General features: G+C 37.0%; 16 protein-coding genes. 8 read left to right on the top strand and 8 right to left on the bottom strand.

Annotation, left to right across the window (positions count from 1 at the left end; genetic code table 11):
* The 3 genes from bcsA to bcsR all read right to left on the bottom strand — a co-directional run.
* On the bottom strand, positions 1-2,595 hold a 2,595-nt coding region (gene bcsA / locus CXF89_RS09380; protein WP_121954447.1), incomplete at its 3' end, for a UDP-forming cellulose synthase catalytic subunit.
* Between the two features lies 1 nt (position 2,596).
* Entirely contained in the window at positions 2,597-3,313 is a 717-nt protein-coding gene (gene bcsQ / locus CXF89_RS09375; protein ID WP_121954446.1) for a cellulose biosynthesis protein BcsQ, read from the bottom strand.
* A gap of 20 nt (positions 3,314-3,333) precedes the next feature.
* Positions 3,334-3,522, bottom strand: coding sequence for a BcsR/BcsP family cellulose biosynthesis protein (gene bcsR / locus CXF89_RS09370; protein WP_007581346.1), 189 nt, complete (start codon positions 3,520-3,522; stop codon positions 3,334-3,336).
* Positions 3,523-3,636: 114 nt separating this feature from the next.
* Between bcsR and bcsE the strand changes: the two genes are divergently transcribed.
* From bcsE to tyrR, 3 genes are all read left to right on the top strand, one after another.
* Positions 3,637-5,259, top strand: coding sequence for a cellulose biosynthesis protein BcsE (gene bcsE, locus CXF89_RS09365; protein WP_121954445.1), 1,623 nt, complete (start codon positions 3,637-3,639; stop codon positions 5,257-5,259).
* Between the two features lie 169 nt (positions 5,260-5,428).
* On the top strand, positions 5,429-7,009 hold the full coding sequence (gene bcsG, locus CXF89_RS09360) for a cellulose biosynthesis protein BcsG (RefSeq protein WP_121954444.1): 1,581 nt from the start codon (positions 5,429-5,431) through the stop codon (positions 7,007-7,009).
* 193 nt (positions 7,010-7,202) lie between these two features.
* Positions 7,203-8,759 (top strand): transcriptional regulator TyrR, encoded by a 1,557-nt coding sequence (gene tyrR / locus CXF89_RS09355; protein ID WP_010555118.1) that lies wholly within the window; start codon positions 7,203-7,205, stop codon positions 8,757-8,759.
* Positions 8,760-8,787: 28 nt separating this feature from the next.
* On the opposite strand, the gene CXF89_RS09350 is transcribed toward tyrR, so the two are convergent.
* Complete coding sequence (locus CXF89_RS09350) at positions 8,788-9,282, bottom strand: hypothetical protein (RefSeq protein WP_010555117.1); 495 nt, start codon at positions 9,280-9,282, stop codon at positions 8,788-8,790.
* Between the two features lie 105 nt (positions 9,283-9,387).
* On the opposite strand from CXF89_RS09350, the gene CXF89_RS09345 reads away from it, so the two are divergent.
* The gene (locus CXF89_RS09345; RefSeq protein WP_121954443.1) at positions 9,388-9,921 is read left to right on the top strand and encodes a thioesterase family protein; all 534 of its coding nucleotides are present in this window, start codon (positions 9,388-9,390) and stop codon (positions 9,919-9,921) included.
* Positions 9,922-10,001: 80 nt separating this feature from the next.
* On the opposite strand, the gene CXF89_RS09340 is transcribed toward CXF89_RS09345, so the two are convergent.
* Positions 10,002-10,655 (bottom strand): OmpW/AlkL family protein, encoded by a 654-nt coding sequence (locus CXF89_RS09340; RefSeq protein ID WP_002958218.1) that lies wholly within the window; start codon positions 10,653-10,655, stop codon positions 10,002-10,004.
* A 263-nt stretch (positions 10,656-10,918) separates the two neighbouring features.
* On the opposite strand from CXF89_RS09340, the gene dapE reads away from it, so the two are divergent.
* Positions 10,919-12,103: a succinyl-diaminopimelate desuccinylase gene (dapE, locus tag CXF89_RS09335; protein ID WP_121954442.1), complete on the top strand. Its 1,185-nt coding sequence runs from the start codon at positions 10,919-10,921 to the stop codon at positions 12,101-12,103.
* Positions 12,104-12,150: 47 nt separating this feature from the next.
* On the opposite strand, the gene CXF89_RS09330 is transcribed toward dapE, so the two are convergent.
* Positions 12,151-13,857 (bottom strand): bifunctional ornithine lipid synthase OlsF, encoded by a 1,707-nt coding sequence (locus CXF89_RS09330; protein WP_121954441.1) that lies wholly within the window; start codon positions 13,855-13,857, stop codon positions 12,151-12,153.
* A gap of 129 nt (positions 13,858-13,986) precedes the next feature.
* On the opposite strand from CXF89_RS09330, the gene CXF89_RS09325 reads away from it, so the two are divergent.
* Positions 13,987-14,907: a 2-hydroxyacid dehydrogenase gene (locus CXF89_RS09325; RefSeq protein WP_121954440.1), complete on the top strand. Its 921-nt coding sequence runs from the start codon at positions 13,987-13,989 to the stop codon at positions 14,905-14,907.
* Positions 14,908-15,004: 97 nt separating this feature from the next.
* Positions 15,005-15,151 (top strand): hypothetical protein, encoded by a 147-nt coding sequence (locus CXF89_RS21185; protein ID WP_007581365.1) that lies wholly within the window; start codon positions 15,005-15,007, stop codon positions 15,149-15,151.
* A 176-nt stretch (positions 15,152-15,327) separates the two neighbouring features.
* Here the strand turns inward: CXF89_RS21185 and CXF89_RS09315 are convergent, their stop codons facing one another.
* Both CXF89_RS09315 and CXF89_RS09310 read right to left on the bottom strand, forming a co-directional pair.
* On the bottom strand, positions 15,328-15,573 hold the full coding sequence (locus CXF89_RS09315; protein WP_002958222.1) for a hypothetical protein: 246 nt from the start codon (positions 15,571-15,573) through the stop codon (positions 15,328-15,330).
* A 106-nt stretch (positions 15,574-15,679) separates the two neighbouring features.
* Entirely contained in the window at positions 15,680-16,123 is a 444-nt protein-coding gene (locus tag CXF89_RS09310; protein ID WP_121954439.1) for a hypothetical protein, read from the bottom strand.
* Between the two features lie 113 nt (positions 16,124-16,236).
* On the opposite strand from CXF89_RS09310, the gene CXF89_RS09305 reads away from it, so the two are divergent.
* Entirely contained in the window at positions 16,237-16,620 is a 384-nt protein-coding gene (locus CXF89_RS09305; RefSeq protein ID WP_002958224.1) for a response regulator, read from the top strand.
* The last annotated feature ends 2 nt before the right edge of the window (positions 16,621-16,622 follow it).

The raw sequence follows: 16,622 nt of genomic DNA, 5'->3' as shown, positions 1-16,622 counted from the left end.
CTTAATTATTGGTTGTAACGCTCTTGGGGCATGAAATAATAAATTACTAAAGCCCCGTAAACTGGTTTTTTGCACTTCTTTGAAGCTATACGATGGACGGTCATGTCTAAAGTTATTTTGCCAATCTAGCCAAGCATCTGCTCTGGAGAAAGTACATTGTATAAAAGCTCTTTGCTTTTCGAGAGATAAATCTTTAAGTGTAAGGCCAATTTGTTTTTTACGGGTATTACATACATACGTTGTAAACGAAAATTGCTTGTTACCGCGACTCATCAATAATTCGATTTTATCGTTAACGCGGCATAAATGTGCGTGTTCAGTCTCTATACCTACACCGTTATCTGAATAATCCGTTATTTTTACTTTTAAAGTATGACCATTTGCTAAACGAACGCCGGCAGGAAAGTTTGCCTTTATACGATGCGAGTGCCTCACTTGGCGAGCCTCAGCAGCAACCGCAACCGCTGCACCCAAAATAATAATATTATAAAAAGCCCAACCCATACTTATTATAAGTACGCCAATCTGGCTTGAATCACCTAAAAACAGACGCAATACACCCACTATTATTCCAAGTAAGTTAATAAGTAAGAGAATTAAATACGGTTTAGAAATCCCCCAGTCGTAATGCTCTTCATCATTTAAACCGCCTTTTTCGGTTACGTTAAATTTACCTTTATTAGGATTAAATAAAGCAACGGTAGTTGGTTTTAGTATGTACCAAGCAAGTACTGACTCATACACTTCACCCCAGAAAGAGTAACGGTATTTACCTTGAATACGTGAGTTAGTCGCTTTTATTTGAATTAGTGTCGGTACCACATAGATAAAAATAGCAATAAAAGGAGCATAAATTATGTAGGCATTAAAATATATTAGCGCTAAAGGAGCTGTTAAAAATACAATACGAGGAATACCCGAAAGGAAATGCAACATTGCGTTTATATAGCATAATCGTTGAGGAATGCTTAAACCTTTACCCATCAATGGATTATCAAGCCTAAATATTTGTGCCATACCACGCGCCCAGCGAATACGTTGGCCTATATGCGCTGACAGGCTATCGGTTGCAAGGCCTGCGGCTTGTGGGATGTTTATATATGCAGTTTTATAACCTGCGCGCTGCATACGAAGGGCCGTGTGAGCATCCTCAGTTACTGTTTCAAATGCAAAACCACCAATATTATCAAGCGCTTCTCGTTTTAATACGGCGCAAGAACCACAAAAGAAGGTTGCATCCCACATGTCGTTACCGTCTTGAATTAGTCCATAAAACAACATGTTTTCGTTAGGGATTTGACTGTGGTTATTAAGATTTCGCTCAAATGGATCGGCAGAAAAAAAGTGATGCGGTGTTTGGACCAAACACACTTTACTGTCTTTTAAAAACTGTCCCATTGTCATTTGTAAGAACGAGCGAGCAGGAACGTGGTCACAATCAAAAATTGCGATATATTCGCCATCGGTATAACGCATAGCGCTATTCATATTACCGGCTTTAGCATGATTGTTATCCGAACGCGCTAAATAACCCACTCCAATCTCGGCTGCAAAATCCTTAAACTCTGAGCGCTTACCATCATCTAATATATAAACATTTAGCTTGTCTGCAGGCCAATCGATACTTAAAGCAGCGAGAGTAGTAGGTCTTACAACGCTTAACGGCTCGTTATAAGTTGGAATATATACATCAACAGTTGGCCATAGGTCAGTGTCTTTAGGTAAAGGCACTGGTTTTCGCTCAAGCGGATTAACTGTTTGAAAAAAACCTAAAATCAGTACAAGCCATGCATATGTTTCAGCAAGTAGTAAGCCGCCACCTAGTGCAAGTGCAAGCGGATCATCCCAGTTTAAAGTCTCAGTGTAACGCCACCATAAGTAACGAGAAGAGGTAGTTACTGACAAGGTGATCATGACAATGGTTGCCATTTGGCCTTTTACTCGTTTAAGTGCATACGCAACTAATAAAATAAAGCTTATAAATACGGCTTGAGCTTCCAAGCTAAAAGGAATTGTAATGAATATTGCTAATAAAAATAAAATAAACGCGAGGATGACGTATTTAACTAATTTATTTTGCCATACACGTGCATCAGCCATGGCTTTAAATGCACTTTTTTTAGGGCCTTTTTTGTTTTTTGATAGTAGGCGTTTTAATAATTTACCTAACTTTAAATCAAACCAACGTAATTGCCTTAAAAGATAGCTAACGCCATCGTAAAAATAATTAACTGCATCTTCTTTTACAGATCTCGGTTTAAGCTGGTTTTTAAAAAACACTAAAAAAATACTTTGTATAACAAAGCGTAATATATTTGAGTAAATATAAGTGCGGTAAGGCAACCTTAAATGAGGGTAGTAGTCATAAAGGGTAAACTCAAAGCTAATTTTATGCTGTTTAATATTTATAAATAGCGAGCTTAAAAGTGTAATAAAAGGCATTAAGAAAGCTTCAATTACATTTACTTTATGTTGATTAAAGTAGCTATGAAACTTAAATAAAATATACCGAACTAACTTATCAGTAAATAAAATGCTCAGCAGCAAGTATAAAGTGCTGTGAATAGGGCGCTGATAAAATAGTGTAATACTCATTTTATAAGGCCGCTTTACTAACTAGCCAACCAGCTAGCGTTTCAAAATCATCGTTTGCGACACTATAAGGCGCGCAGTTAAGTGCTACATTTCTGTATGCGGTTGACTCTTTGATTACTTCGTCACTGTTGATAAAAAACGGAGCCATAAGGGGAAGCGTTGATTGCCATAGGGAAAATAAGTCAAATTCTAGCGTTGATGCGGAGTTATAGCGGTTAACTAAAAAATAATGCTTCCAAGTTGTATCTGAATTCTTAAGGTTTTGCAGGCGTCTATAAATTAAGCTGTGACAAATGGCGTCACAATTCACTAGTTCAATAACAATATCGTTTTTTTCTAATGGGTAGTAAGAAAGATTAATATGTGAAGGGCAATCAAAAAGTATCCAAGCTTCATCGCTATAATTTAGATTTTTGCATTTATTGACTATTTTAGTGATGTTATCGGTGCTGGTGTCATCGCTATCACCAAATGGTAAAAATATAATGCCATCGTTATCTTGGTGAAAATGCGCAAGAGCATCTTCAAAGCTAGCTTCATTGCTCCAGCCTTTGGTGTATTTCCAAGGTAAACCAAAATGTAAACCTAAGTCACTTTTTGCATCTAAATCGATAGCAACAACGTCAACGTCAGACTTTTTTAGCACGCATGCAAGATTGGCAACTACAGAAGTACTGCCTAAACCGCCTTTGATACCTTTAATGAAAACTCTTTGCAACGGGGTTACCTATCCTTAGTTTAACTAGTGTATGTGTTTAGTTCGTTGTTTATCTCTTTAAGCAATGCATATTTATTAATTGTATTATTATTTTGCTGCTTGTTTACGATTTCTATGTAGTCATCACTCTTTCCACCAAAACGCAGTGTAAGGTTTTCTATATCACTCGATGTTAACGTTTGTGAGTTTTTAGATGTTAAGTTGTTCATCTTTACCTTTACAGGTACTTTAATTACTTTGATTAAAAGTGGACAATATTTGGCTATTATATATAGAATAACGGTTAAAACTAGTAAAAAAGTATTTTTTATAGGGCATTTTAAGTGCATAACTTTAACATAACGGGATTAGAGCCTGCTGCAAAAGAGTTAAAATCGGCTTCAAGTTATGCTGTTTTAGCGCCTTTAGACAATTTTGCAATCGAATTAGCGTTACATTCAATTAACCAAAGTTTGGCTAATGATATATATATAGTTTCTCAAGAGGCTGAATCATTTTTTGATTCTTCTTTTTCTGCATCGTTAAATTATGCTTATGAACATAATCGAGTACATCCTTTTTCGTTGGCCCCAGAAACACAACACTATTCAATTGAGCGAATCAATTCAGGTATTATAAAAGAGATAAGTGCTTATAAACGTCTAAACGAAGCGCTCATTTTTGTTCATTTTAATACAACACAGTTAAACAGTGTTGGCGAAAAAAGCTTAAAGCTGATGATGAATGAGTACAACGACTTTGTTCGTCGTACCGGAGCTACATTACTATTTTTAATATCTGGGCCTGATATTGCTAACTACCGTTTTTTAGTTAGACGATTAAATAATGTATTTGATGGGCTGGTTTTTGTTGATAATGATTCTGCAATGCGAGTTCTTGAATATGATTATTGGCGCCATAGCACGGGTGTTATTGCTGGTGAACATTACCCGTTATTATTAAGTAATAATCAGTTTGTTGTTCAAAAGGGAATAATAAGCGAGAGCAAAGCACCTAAAAGTTCAGACTTTTCCGATGAAGACGATGTTTGGCTTGTACAAAGTGCGGTGCCCGAAGGTACTAAATTACCAATGCACTATAAAAGTGTAAAAGATAATAATGACTTATTTAATAAAGGCCCAAAGGTAGAAGCAGCCACCTTAATTTTTGCAGTAACGCGTTACACTGATTTAGCGTTATTAGGTAAGCAGTGTTTTGAACTTAGAAAAAACTGTGGGCGCTGGTTAAAGCTTGTTATTCAAAATGTTGATGGTGTTATTCGCCATCAAGATGAATGTTTATTTTTAACATTGGGTGTAAACCTTATTCTATATAGTTTTTCAGAGCCTTCTCGGTTGCTCTCACAAATTCAATCTATTCAAGGTTTTCAGTTTTCTAGGCCTTTACCTCCCTCAGTTGAGGACGTATTGAAATACACCGAAAACACTTTTTCGAAAGGATATTTACCTTTCATTGAGTTTACAAAACAAGTAGAAATTCATAGTGACTCAGCCGTTAATTTAGGTGTGAGTGGTGTGCTAGTAAAGCTTGAATTACTGCCACGAATCGACCCAATACACCCTTTGCATTTATTTCATATTAAACGCGAAGGTGATGTATTTAGTATTGCAGATAATACAGTTTATTTATATTTGCATGCTTGTAGAGAGAATGACGTTGATAATGCGATTAAGCATTTGTTTAAATTAAAAACAAGCGATTTTTTTGTACAGCAAAATGTAATTTCTGATCACTTTTACATTCAACAAGAATGTAAACAATTAAGGCGTTTTTATAAAGGTAAGAGTGTTGTAGATTTCTCGCAAAAACTTGCCGAGAATGATAGCTATAAATTTGCACCTGATATAGCAAACAGCGTTACTGAAAATATTAACACACCTGAATTTTCTAGCAAAAGCCGCCCAGATGCTAAGCCTTTTATAATGAAATTAAGAGACAACTTATGAGTATGAATCAGCTTTTAATTACCGTGTTTCTTGCAATGGTGCTTGGTGCGGTGCTTTGTATGCTAGGCAAATACATTTTATCTCAAATAACAAAATATTATTATAAGCTTACTTTTAAACATGAAGTACTAGAGCCTTATACACCAAATACAGTAAAAAAGGATAAGAAGTGAAATTATCAGGTTTAGGGGTTTGGAACCTTTATTTTTTAGTTAAGTTTGCTCTGTTTTATTATGGTGCAATTGATTTTAACGTATTAACTAATGCGGCTTTTGCTGCGTTGCTTGCGATTAAATTTAAACAGCCATTAATAGAGAAGGCAAAACATATAGTAGGTGCTGTGTTTGCTGTGGTATTACTTTACCAAGACTCATGGTTGCCACCAATAAACAGGTTGACTAAACAAGCGGGTAACGTCCAAGATTTTAGTTTTGGTTATTTTATTGAGTTATTAACCCGTGTTATTAACATTGATATGTTATTGGCTTTGTTCGTAATTAGTGTGTGTTTTTGGTATACATCGCAATGGATACGCTTTACAACAGTCACTATCGTTGGGCTGTTAGTTGTAGGATGGCAAGGGGGTAACTCTCAATCACAATTTGTTAATAATGTGGCTAACCCTGAGCCGGTTACACAGAGTCAAAGTAATCCTCAAACACAAGTGATCACTCAGGCAGCACAATCTCCTGATCAAAAATTAGCTGATTTTTATCAACAACAAAGCTTATTAATGAGTCACTTTCCAAGCCAAGTAAATGGTGAACTGTTTGATGTAATTATTTTGAACATATGCTCAATGGCTGTTGCTGATTTAAATGCTATTGGTGTAAGTGTTACTGATATGTATAAAGACTTTGATGTGGTGTTTTCAGACTTTAACTCGGCTACATCATACAGCGGACCAGCTGCGGTAAGGCTACTGCGCGCTAGTTGTGGCCAAACTAGTCAAACGGCATTATTTAAAGAGGCACCTGAACAATGTCACTTGTTTAAAAACCTAGAAAAACTAGGTTATCAAAATAATGTTGTGATGAATCACGACGGACATTTTGATGAGTTTAAAGGTTTAATAAATAAGTACGGTGGCCTAGATAGCACGCCATTTAATATCGATTCAATGCCAGTGGCGCTTCGAGGTTTTGATAATAGCCCTATTTACTCAGATGAAGCTGTGCTGGATGGTTGGTTAGAGCAAGCTGATGATTGTAAGCCGTGTGCGATGTACTATAACACCACAAGTTTACATGACGGTAATCAGCTAGAGAATCAACCAAGGGTGAATAGTAAAGAGACATACCCAATCAGACATAAAAACTTGTTTGCTGATATTAACCAATTTGTAAAAAAATTAGAAAAGCGTGGTCGCAACGTTATGTTAATGATAGTGCCTGAACACGGCGCTAACTTAAAAGGTGATAAAGTACAATTTGCAGGATTACGTGAAATCCCTAGTCCTGCAATTGTGTCTGTACCTGTAGCGATTAAATTTATAGGCCCAGACGTACAAAACTACTCGCAAATTGTGGTTGATGATTCAACAAGTTACTTTGCGCTTTCAGAGCTGGTAAGTAAGACGCTGCAAACTGATGTGTTTGGTGGGAATAATAGTGTTGCTAATTTACTTGAAAACCTACCTAAAGCACCTAAAGTTGCTGAAAATGAAGGCACAATAATGATGTATGTTAACCAAAGACCATTCATACAATTAGATGGTGGTGATTGGTCAGCTTACCCACAAGGTAAGTAGTCTCATAATAAGATTTAATAAACAGCACTGGTATAGTTAAATATAAATATCAGTGCTGTTTTTCTTCGTTTAATTACATCCCACCCTTTGGCTCTAAAAGCTATTTTGTCCAAAAATGTTTACAATAAACTACCTTCTCAAAGCGACTTAGCGTATTATTCGGCTAATATAGTTTTTCCTTCTTTGAGGATGTATGCGTCTAGATATTCACTGTGCTGATCGAATTGGTATTGCTCAAGAAATCCTTAATATATTAGTTAACTACAGCGTTGATTTGAAAGGAATTGAAGTCGATTCTGTAAATTGTCGTATGTACGTTAGTTTTCCCGAAATTGAATTTGAACAATTCCAAAAAATTATGCCATCGATACGTTTAATCGACGGTGTACATGATGTGCGTACCACTGCATTTTTACCATCTGAGCGTGAACACAACGAATTAAATACTTTACTACGTGCATTGCCTGATGGGGTTATCTCTATTGATGCTAAAGGCTGGGTGCGTTTATGTAACGATGCAGCATGTAAAGACTTACAGCTAATTGAAAAAGACGTGATTGGTGCAAATATTAATAACCTGCTTAAAGGCTTTAACTTTACACGCTGGTTAGAAGGTAAAGAAGTACTCGGACAAACTACTCGCGTTGAAGTTGCTGGTGAGGATTTTATTGCAGACATTTTGCCAATTGCAGTGCCTCAAGGTAGTGAAGGTGATGTGCTTGCTGGTGCGGTTATTAACATTAAATCGCAAAGTCGGTTAGGGCAGCAAGTCAGTGCATTTAGACGTTACGGGCAAGAAAGCTTCGCTACTATTCATAACTTTAGTACGGCAATGCGCCGAGTTGTGCGCGAAGCACGCAAAATGGCGCAACTAGAAGCCCCTATTTTGATTACTGGTGAAACAGGAACAGGTAAAGAGTTATTAGCTAGAGCGTGCCATTACGCATCTAATCGTTCTGTTAAACCTTTTATTGCACTGTCGTGTGCTTCACTTCCTGATGATGTTGCTGAGTCTGAGTTATTTGGTTATGCCGGGTACGAAGAAAATGCAGCGCCAAAGCGCGGTGTATTAGAGCAAGCCGATGGTGGAACTGTATTTTTAGATGAAGTTGGCGAAATGTCGACTCAACTACAAACTAAGTTACTGCGTTTTTTACAAGATGGTACTTTTAGAAAAGTAGGCGATGAGAACGAAGTTAAAGTAAATGTACGTATTGTTGCCGCTACTCAAAAAGACTTACCTGCAATGGTACAAGAAGGGGTTTTTAGAGAAGACTTATATTACCGTATAAACGTGCTTACTTTAGAAATAGCGCCACTAAGAGATAGAAAAGCAGATGTAGGACCACTTGCAGAGCATTTTATTCAAAAATATGCGCAACAAAATGGTCATGCAATTCCTGTTTTATCACAAGAGTGTTTGAGCTTTTTACAAGAGTATCCGTGGCCAGGAAATGTTCGTCAGCTGGAAAATGCTATTTACCGCGCAGTGTCGTTACTAGATGATAGCGAGCTTCGCGTAGAGCATTTACAGTTACCAACTTTTACCCATGATTTAGGGTATTTAGAGTCTGATTTTGAAGGCTCACTAGATCAAGCTGTTAAACGTTTTGAAGCGACTTTACTTCGCAAACTCTACCCAGCTTATCCAAGCTCACGTCAGTTAGCTAAGCGATTGGGCCTAAGTCACACCGCGGTAGCTAATAAGTTACGTGATTACGGTATTAACCGAAAAACAGTAAAAGTGTAATTGGCCTAAATAAATTAAAATATGGGGACTAATTTTTAGTGCCCATATTTTTTGTTACCCCGTCAATTGCAATCGTCTCGATACCTTCTTCGTTAAAGTTCATTACAATGCTGGCGTTATTACGAGTGAAAAAATAGCTACGGCCATTAAGTTCAATAACATAATCGCCTTTTACGGGGTCGCTAAATTGCTGCTTTTTTAAAGTGATCTTATGTTCGCCAATTTGCCATTCAAACTCTTCAATAAATCCATTATTAAATTCTTGCACCCATATTTGGCTGTCATCTTTTGAAAGCGTGATAGCTACCGAGTAAGAGCTAGGGATCTGCTCCATATTGTAACTTTTAGAGCCAATAGTGAATTTTTCAGCTTTTTGCTGCCATTCAAAACCAAATTTAAATTCTTTAACTACACCAGTAGGGTAAGTAACAGAGCCTTTACCCGGTAATGAAAAATCGGCAAAAGCATTATAACTAGGCACTAATAGAGTTAGCGCAGTAATGATTTTTAGTTTTGACTTCATGAGTTATCTTTTTATTGTAATAGTGATTTAAGATTAAAGTAGAATATTCGTCTTCGCAAGGGGCTATGCTACACTCGAATAAATTTAACTGGTAAGACCTTTTTTGTGAACTTATATATTCGACTTTTATTATTGTTTTTTAAAATTAAACGTAACAAGCAATATCAAAATTTACTTGATACGGTAGATATTGATTACAAAGCTCTACCTACTGATTGTGACATTAATTTACATTTAACAAACTCACGTTACCTCGCGATGATGGATTTATCTCGAACTTGGATGACTGAGCGCGTTGGCTTGCTTAAACAAATAATGAAGCGTCGCTGGTTTCCGATTGTTAACGCAACTGCTATTACTTATATTCGTGATATTAAGCCTATGCAGCGATATACAATAAGTACTAAGTTAGTTGGATGGGATCATAAATACTTTTATATTGAGCAAAAGTTTCACTCAGAACGAGGCTTACATGCTATTGCTTATGTACGCGGTGTATTTAAAAGTAAAAAAGGTATTATAAGTATTGAAGAAATGCTTGAAGTGGCTGGTTTTGATGGCAAAACACCTATATTGCCAAGTGAAGTTATGCACTGGAAAGAAATGCTAGAGCAGAAAAAGTTAAGTAACCTGCCCTAATCTCTACAAATGAAAAAAAGGCCTTTCGGCCTTTTAACACACATTGTAATTGGGTAACTACGTACTACTTTATATATGCTTTAAAAGCTGTATCTAACACCGAACATAGCAACAACGGGGTCAAGCTCAACAGTTGATGTAAGCGCTTTTGCACCATTAGCATAAACAGTGGCATCGGTATCAATATCCATAATTGATACCATGGCGTGTAAACCCCAGTTTGCATCAATTTTATAGTTAGCACCTACCTGAGCCATAAAGCCAAACGAATCATCTAATTTTACTTCTACATCGTCTGTTCCTAGCGTCGCTTTAAGTGCTTGAGAAGGTTGCTCATCAAAAAATGCAGTGTAGTTTATGCCTACGCCTATAAAAGGTCTTAGCGCATAACTTGTGTCTAAAAAGTGGTATTGCGCAACTAAAGAAGGAGGAAGCTGTTTTATATCTGCAATTTTGTTGCCTGCTAAGCCGCCTGCGCCATTTACATCGTGTGAAAAAGGTGTTGCTGCTATTAGTTCTAACACCCATTGATCGTTAAATGCATAATCTACAGTGATACCTAGTTGAGTATCTGAATCACCTTTAAGGCCCAGCGTAGGCGCTTCATTAATTGCTGAGCTACTGTTATCTGGGTTTACGTTAATAGCGCCAACATTTACGCTAAAGTTAGCGTGTGCAGCTGGAGAGAGTGCTAATAAAGAGGTTAATAATGCGATGCTAATTTGAGTTTTCATGTTGTTCTCCAAGAACTACTGTTTGATTGGCGCTATTATTACCGAGCAATAAAAATGAAAACCTGTTCTAGATCAAAGTTTAAAAAACATTTTAACCTTGTGGAATGCTTTATTGATTTAGATTAAATTTAGCGTCGTTCTGCTTTTGAAAAGATTGACATATTTATTTCATCAACAGTCATATGAATGTATTAAGGCTGACATCGCTTAGTCATAAACTCACGTTTTAATAAAGGCACATTAAATAATAAAGTGTGTTTAACATGTTTTTAGAAGCATTCGAAAAAAAATCAAAAACAACGGATATTCAAAAAGAAGTTGTAGAGCACTTACAAACACTAATTCGCTTTGAATCAGTAACCCCTAACCAAGCGGGTGCAATTGATTGGCTTGCAGTTAAATTGTTGGATTTAGGTTTAAGTTGCGAGCAATTTACTATAAATGGTGTAACCAATTTAATTGCCTGCATAAAATTCAAAGATGGCCCATGTGTTGCTTTCTCAGGGCACATTGATGTAGTACCAGCAACAAGTAGCGGTTGGTTAAGTCCTCCTTTTGAAGGGCGAGTGCGCAATGATGCAATATACGGTAGAGGGGCGGCCGATATGAAAGGGGGGGTTGCCGCCATGCTTAGCGCCACAAAAAAGTTAATTAATAGTGAATCCGCTAAAGCAGGGACACTTTACTGGCTTATCACGTCAGATGAAGAGGGAGAAGCTGAATTTGGTTCCCAAGAAATAGTTAATAAGCTTGCCAAGCAAGGTGTTGTATTAGATGGCTGTATTGTAGGGGAGCCATCAAGTGTGGCACAAGTTGGCGATACGGTTAAGAATGGCCGTCGTGGTGCGCTTTCAGCTCGGATTTTAGTTACTGGTAAGGCAGGTCATGTAGCTTATCCTCAAAACACACTCAATGCTGCTCATATTGCTGCAAAAATAGTAAATAGCTTGAGTGATCAGATCTGGTTACTCGATGTGGCTAGCTCAAAAACCACACTGCAAGTGACTGGAATTAACATAAATAATGTGGTCGATAATTTAGTGCCAAGTCATTGTGAGATTACATTTAATGTACGTTATAGCCACGGTTACAGTAGCGCAGCAGTTAAAACGCAATTAATGAATACCCTAAACAAGTTTGCTGAGCATTTTACAATTGAGTGGGAACGCCCATGCGAGCCTTATTATACAAGCCATAATACGGGTTGGAGTTTACTTACTCATATTGAGCAGGCTATTTACAAAAACACCTCAAGTTACCCATTACTAAGTACAAATGGAGGGACATCAGATGGACGATTTTTTGCCAGCCCCCATACTCAAGTTATTGAATGTGGTGTGCGAAACAATACGATTCATCAAGCTAATGAACACGTATCTATTAGTGATTTACTTAAAATTGAAGCTATTTATACAACTTTACTAGAGCAGATATTTATAAATAATTAAATATAAATCGAGTACTTTATAAATATAAAGCACTCTCTTATTATTGGTTATTCCAAATAACGTTTGGCTTTGTTTTCTTTTACATTTTCAAGATCGACCAATACCAACCCATCAACACAATTATTAAAATCGGGATCAATACTAAAGCTTAAAAATTGCACGCCACCTGGTTTACAAAGTTCAGTGTATTGTTTAAATAAAGTAGGGACTTGAGCCCCCATATTAGCTAACACATGCTTTAACTCTACAAAATCTTCTTTTACGTCATTGCTGCAAAAAAGAGTATTGCACTGGGTTAGCTGTTGCTCAGTTAATTTAAATTCATTATTAGGCGTAGCTAATTCAATACCACTTTTATAGTAATGCTGATAGTAATAAACGAGCATGGCTTTTGCTTGCTCGGGTAGAGCATTTGATACACTTACAGCACCAAACAAGTATCTGTACTGTGGATAGCTTTTTATAAAAGCGCCAATGCCATACCATAAATAGTCGAGGCTCTTACGTCCCCAATATTTAGGCTGTACAAAGCTTCTACCAAGCTCAATTCCTTGTTTTAGATAGGGCGTCATAGCGTCGGTATAAGAAAATAAGCTATCAGTATACAAACCTTCGCGGCCATGCTTTTGTATTATCTGTTGTGCACAGGCTAATCGATAAGCACCTACCAGCTCTAGCTGCATTGGGTCCCACAGTACAAGGTGTTGGTAATCCATATCGTATTTATCTATATCACGACGCTTACCACTACCTTCACCGACTGCTCTAAATGCAATTTCTCTCAGGCGCCCTAACTCTCTAAAAATAGGTGAGCTACCTGCATATTGGTATAGATGAATATGCATACCGTCTTGCGTTTTACCAAGAAGTTGGCATTGCTCAATTGCTCTTTTTAGCTCTTTTCTGCACTCGGGAACAGCGATAGGTGTTTGTGTTTTTAGCGGCAGTGCTTTTTTTGTTGTAAGCCTATAAAGCTGTTTACGGATGAGGTTTACAACTTCTTTATCTTTAAGATTTTCTATTAAGTAAGATTCAGGAGGGATAGAGGCGCCAATCTCAAACTCTAAAGATTTTTGGCGCTGCTTAAACATTTCGGCCACTAATAGTAAACTTGCCAAAGGTTTATAAATCATTGATGTGCCATAAAAAAGTGGACTGTTTTTGGCTTTAATATAAATAGGTAAAATAGGGCAGTTAGCTTTTTTTGCCATACGTAAAAAGCCACTATTCCATTTGCAGTCTTTAATACCTGTTAGCCCTAATCGCGATACTTCTCCTGCCGGAAATATAAGTAATGCGCCTTCATCCTTTAAATGGTTTTGTATATTACTAAGCTCTTGTTTTTTACTCATACCAGATAAGTTATCTACGGGGAGTAAAAGTGAGTGCATTGGAGTAACCGACATCAACATGCGGTTTGCCACTACTTTTAAATCCTGTCTTACAGTTGAAAGTAATTTGATAAGTGCTAAAGCATCTAATGAACCAATAGGGTGGTTAGCAACGATAACAAGTTTACCCTCATTAGGAATATGTTCTATCTGCTTAGGTTTATAGCGCGTATTAAAATTGAGTTCATCGAGCACTTGTTCAACAAATTCTAATCCTTGTAGGTGAGGGTAGGCATCACCAAAAGCAACAAACTCTTGTTCATGTAATAAGTAGCCTAGGCCTTTTTTTACTAAACCTTTTACTTTTGGTGAGTTCTTTAGTTGTGGTAAGTTTGCAGCAATTACTTTATCAACACTTATCATATTAACCTCATATTCCGTTTGGCCTATTCGCCATACATGTAAGATTAAAAAAAGGGTGTGACAGTTACTTTGCAGTAGTGTGACTTTTTAAAGTGCTAACTTATAAACTGTGTATTGTTAGGAGAATTTATGTCGGTATTGGTTGCTATAACTGGGCGTGACAACACAAAACTAATAACGAAGTTACAAGAGCGATTACCAAATACGCTGATAGAGCAATGGCCTGATTGCAAAAACGCACATGATGTGGATTTTGTACTTGCGTGGAAAGCGCCAGAATCTATGTGGCCACAGCTACCTAACTTAAAGGCTGTGTCGTCATTCGGTGCTGGCGTAGACAGTATCGATTTAACATTACTCGACGAAAGTGTTGAAGTAGTACGTATTGTTGACATGCAACTAGCTGAAGATATGGCGGAATATGTACTGACACATGTGTTAGCTCAAAAGTTACGTTTAAAAGAGTATTACATTAAACAAACACAGCAAACATGGAAGCCAAAGCGGGCGCATAGTAATAAACATGTCGGCATACTTGGGTTTGGTGAATTAGGCAAAGCATGCGCGCAAAAGCTTATAAATAATGGCTTTAAGGTAAGTGCCTGGGCGCAAAGTAATAAAAACGCGACTAATGTCGAAATTTTTTATGGCGAGGAAGGCCTCAATAGTATGCTTTCTGATGTTGACTACCTTGTATGTCTATTACCCCTTACGCAAGCAACGACAGGCATTATTAATCACTCAATGCTCGCAAAGCTACCTAAACATGCTGTTGTTATTAATGTGGCACGCGGTGCTCATGTTGTTGAACAAGACTTACTAAGTGCATTAAATAACGATAGCTTACGCGCAGCTACACTCGACGTGTTTGATCAAGAACCTTTAGCGTCGAATCACCCTTACTGGGGAAACCCCAAAATAACGCTTACACCACATTGCGCGGCGATTTCTGATTTAAATAGTGTTATAGAGCAAATAGCCGATAATATTGAATGCTTGGATAAGGGGTTAGTACTTAATAATCCAATAGATAGAACTAAAGGTTATTAGCTGATAGCTAATTAGTTTAAAAAACAGCTTGTTAACATTTGTAATTTTCATTAGTGTAAAAGGTATTCTCACTAATAAAAAATACAAAGAGGGTGTTATGAAATCGAGTCAAAGTGGCGTTAAATTAAGCCTAGTTATTGTTTCAATTATTATACTTGGTGTTTCAGCTTGGTTTAATCAGGCTAATGCAGAGGATACTCCTTCTAAAATACAAACCCAAAGCGAGTTAACAATAGCGGACTAGCCTACTTACTATGTATTCCTCTTTTTAGCAGTACACAAGCATTATTTTCACAGTAGTGCTTGTGTGCCCCTGAAGCTCTAATTTTCATCTTGATTGAAAGTGCTTTTTAATATTTTTAAATTCTTAACAAAAAAGCCCAGCAATGCTGGGCTATTAAATATTCTAGGGAAAAGTTGTTAACTTTGGGTTACATTAAATTGCCCAAATGTATAAACTTTAAACAAGTAAAAAGTATTGATCAACACTAAACTCATATTTGAAATAACACTCGACGACATAAGATCTAAGCTAAATGATAAGAATAATAAACCACACGCACTAATGGCGGCAACGCGCAGCAGTGTTATCTGGTTAATAAAGAATGCACCTAAACCTAGTGCAAGTAGTGTAGTATTTAAAAGCCAATCTAGCTCGTTTAGCATGGTCGTTTCAATAGTTCAGTTGTTGAAAAAAGGAGCGCCATTATGTTGATCTTTTGCGCACCTTTCAACCAAGTAATTTTAAATTTTCAGATTAGTTTTTTTAATGCTAAAAGTAGCTACCGATTGCTGAAAATAAACCATTATCAGCAATTACTTGATACTTTTGGCAGCTCTGCGGTTTTTGTAAGTCACTGCATAAATAAAGGGACTCACGGCTAGAATCATAGGTGGGGTGTAGGTTTGAATCAATTAAAGTAGCCCCCTTGCCAAAGAATCCGGGCCAGTAAACACTCTCACTTACCATCCCTAATTTTTTATAGGTGAGTAAGGTAGGTTTTGGAAAAGCTAAAATTATTACAGCAACGACAGCGAGTGATATAAACAGTCCTTTTTTTTGCGTTGTTTTTTGGCTTATATCATTCTTTGCACTGGAATTTAACTCGCTAGGTGAAGGGCGCTGAGTAGAACGCTGAGGTTTTCTTTTTTGCGCTGTTTTTTTTCTTGCCGGTGCTTTACCTAGCAACGATTGTTTATTTGGGGTTTTAGACATAAAGCAAATCTGGCCTTTTTTCCGTAGGTCTCTATAATTAAATGAGTAAATTTATATACTAAGCTAATTATTATGATAACTTAAAGTTAGCTTATAGCCTACGAGGAATAAAGATGAATACGCAGCTATCAATTTTAATTGTAGATGACGTTAGCACAGTGCGTAGTTTTTTGAGCCAAACGCTCATGCACTTAGGGATAGATAACGTAAAGGAAGCATCTACTGCCTCACAATGTATTAGTGAGTGCCAAGCTGCAAATTATAATATCATTTTTTTAGACATTGAATTGCCAGACGGTGATGGTAAAGATTTGATTGCACAAATCAATGAATTAAGCCCAGAGACAAATGTGGTTATGGTGTCGGCACATTCAGGTATTGAGAATGTTAAGGATGCAATTGATAAAGGCGCTAAAGGGTTTGTAGTAAAGCCATTTACACCTAAAAAAATAGCGGCAATGCTTAAGAAGTTTTATCCAGATTTAGAAAATGTCTAATA

It is taken from the genome of Pseudoalteromonas sp. MelDa3, from assembly GCF_002863625.1.
GTDB lineage: Bacteria > Pseudomonadota > Gammaproteobacteria > Enterobacterales > Alteromonadaceae > Pseudoalteromonas > Pseudoalteromonas arctica.
Note: the sequence above shows the minus strand (reverse complement) of the source record. Positions and strands in the feature narration are given on the sequence as shown.

Bases quoted from the DNA above. Each gene is read 5' to 3' on its own strand.
- bcsR (WP_007581346.1), bottom strand. From the start codon at position 3,522: ATGAACAACTTAACATCTAAAAACTCACAAACGTTAACATCGAGTGAT.
- tyrR (WP_010555118.1), top strand. From the start codon at position 7,203: ATGCGTCTAGATATTCACTGTGCTGATCGAATTGGTATTGCTCAAGAA.
- CXF89_RS09350 (WP_010555117.1), bottom strand. From the start codon at position 9,282: ATGAAGTCAAAACTAAAAATCATTACTGCGCTAACTCTATTAGTGCCT.
- CXF89_RS09340 (WP_002958218.1), bottom strand. From the start codon at position 10,655: ATGAAAACTCAAATTAGCATCGCATTATTAACCTCTTTATTAGCACTC.
- dapE (WP_121954442.1), top strand. From the start codon at position 10,919: ATGTTTTTAGAAGCATTCGAAAAAAAATCAAAAACAACGGATATTCAA.
- CXF89_RS09330 (WP_121954441.1), bottom strand. From the start codon at position 13,857: ATGATAAGTGTTGATAAAGTAATTGCTGCAAACTTACCACAACTAAAG.
- CXF89_RS09325 (WP_121954440.1), top strand. From the start codon at position 13,987: ATGTCGGTATTGGTTGCTATAACTGGGCGTGACAACACAAAACTAATA.
- CXF89_RS21185 (WP_007581365.1), top strand. From the start codon at position 15,005: ATGAAATCGAGTCAAAGTGGCGTTAAATTAAGCCTAGTTATTGTTTCA.
- CXF89_RS09315 (WP_002958222.1), bottom strand. From the start codon at position 15,573: ATGCTAAACGAGCTAGATTGGCTTTTAAATACTACACTACTTGCACTA.
- CXF89_RS09310 (WP_121954439.1), bottom strand. From the start codon at position 16,123: ATGTCTAAAACCCCAAATAAACAATCGTTGCTAGGTAAAGCACCGGCA.
- CXF89_RS09305 (WP_002958224.1), top strand. From the start codon at position 16,237: ATGAATACGCAGCTATCAATTTTAATTGTAGATGACGTTAGCACAGTG.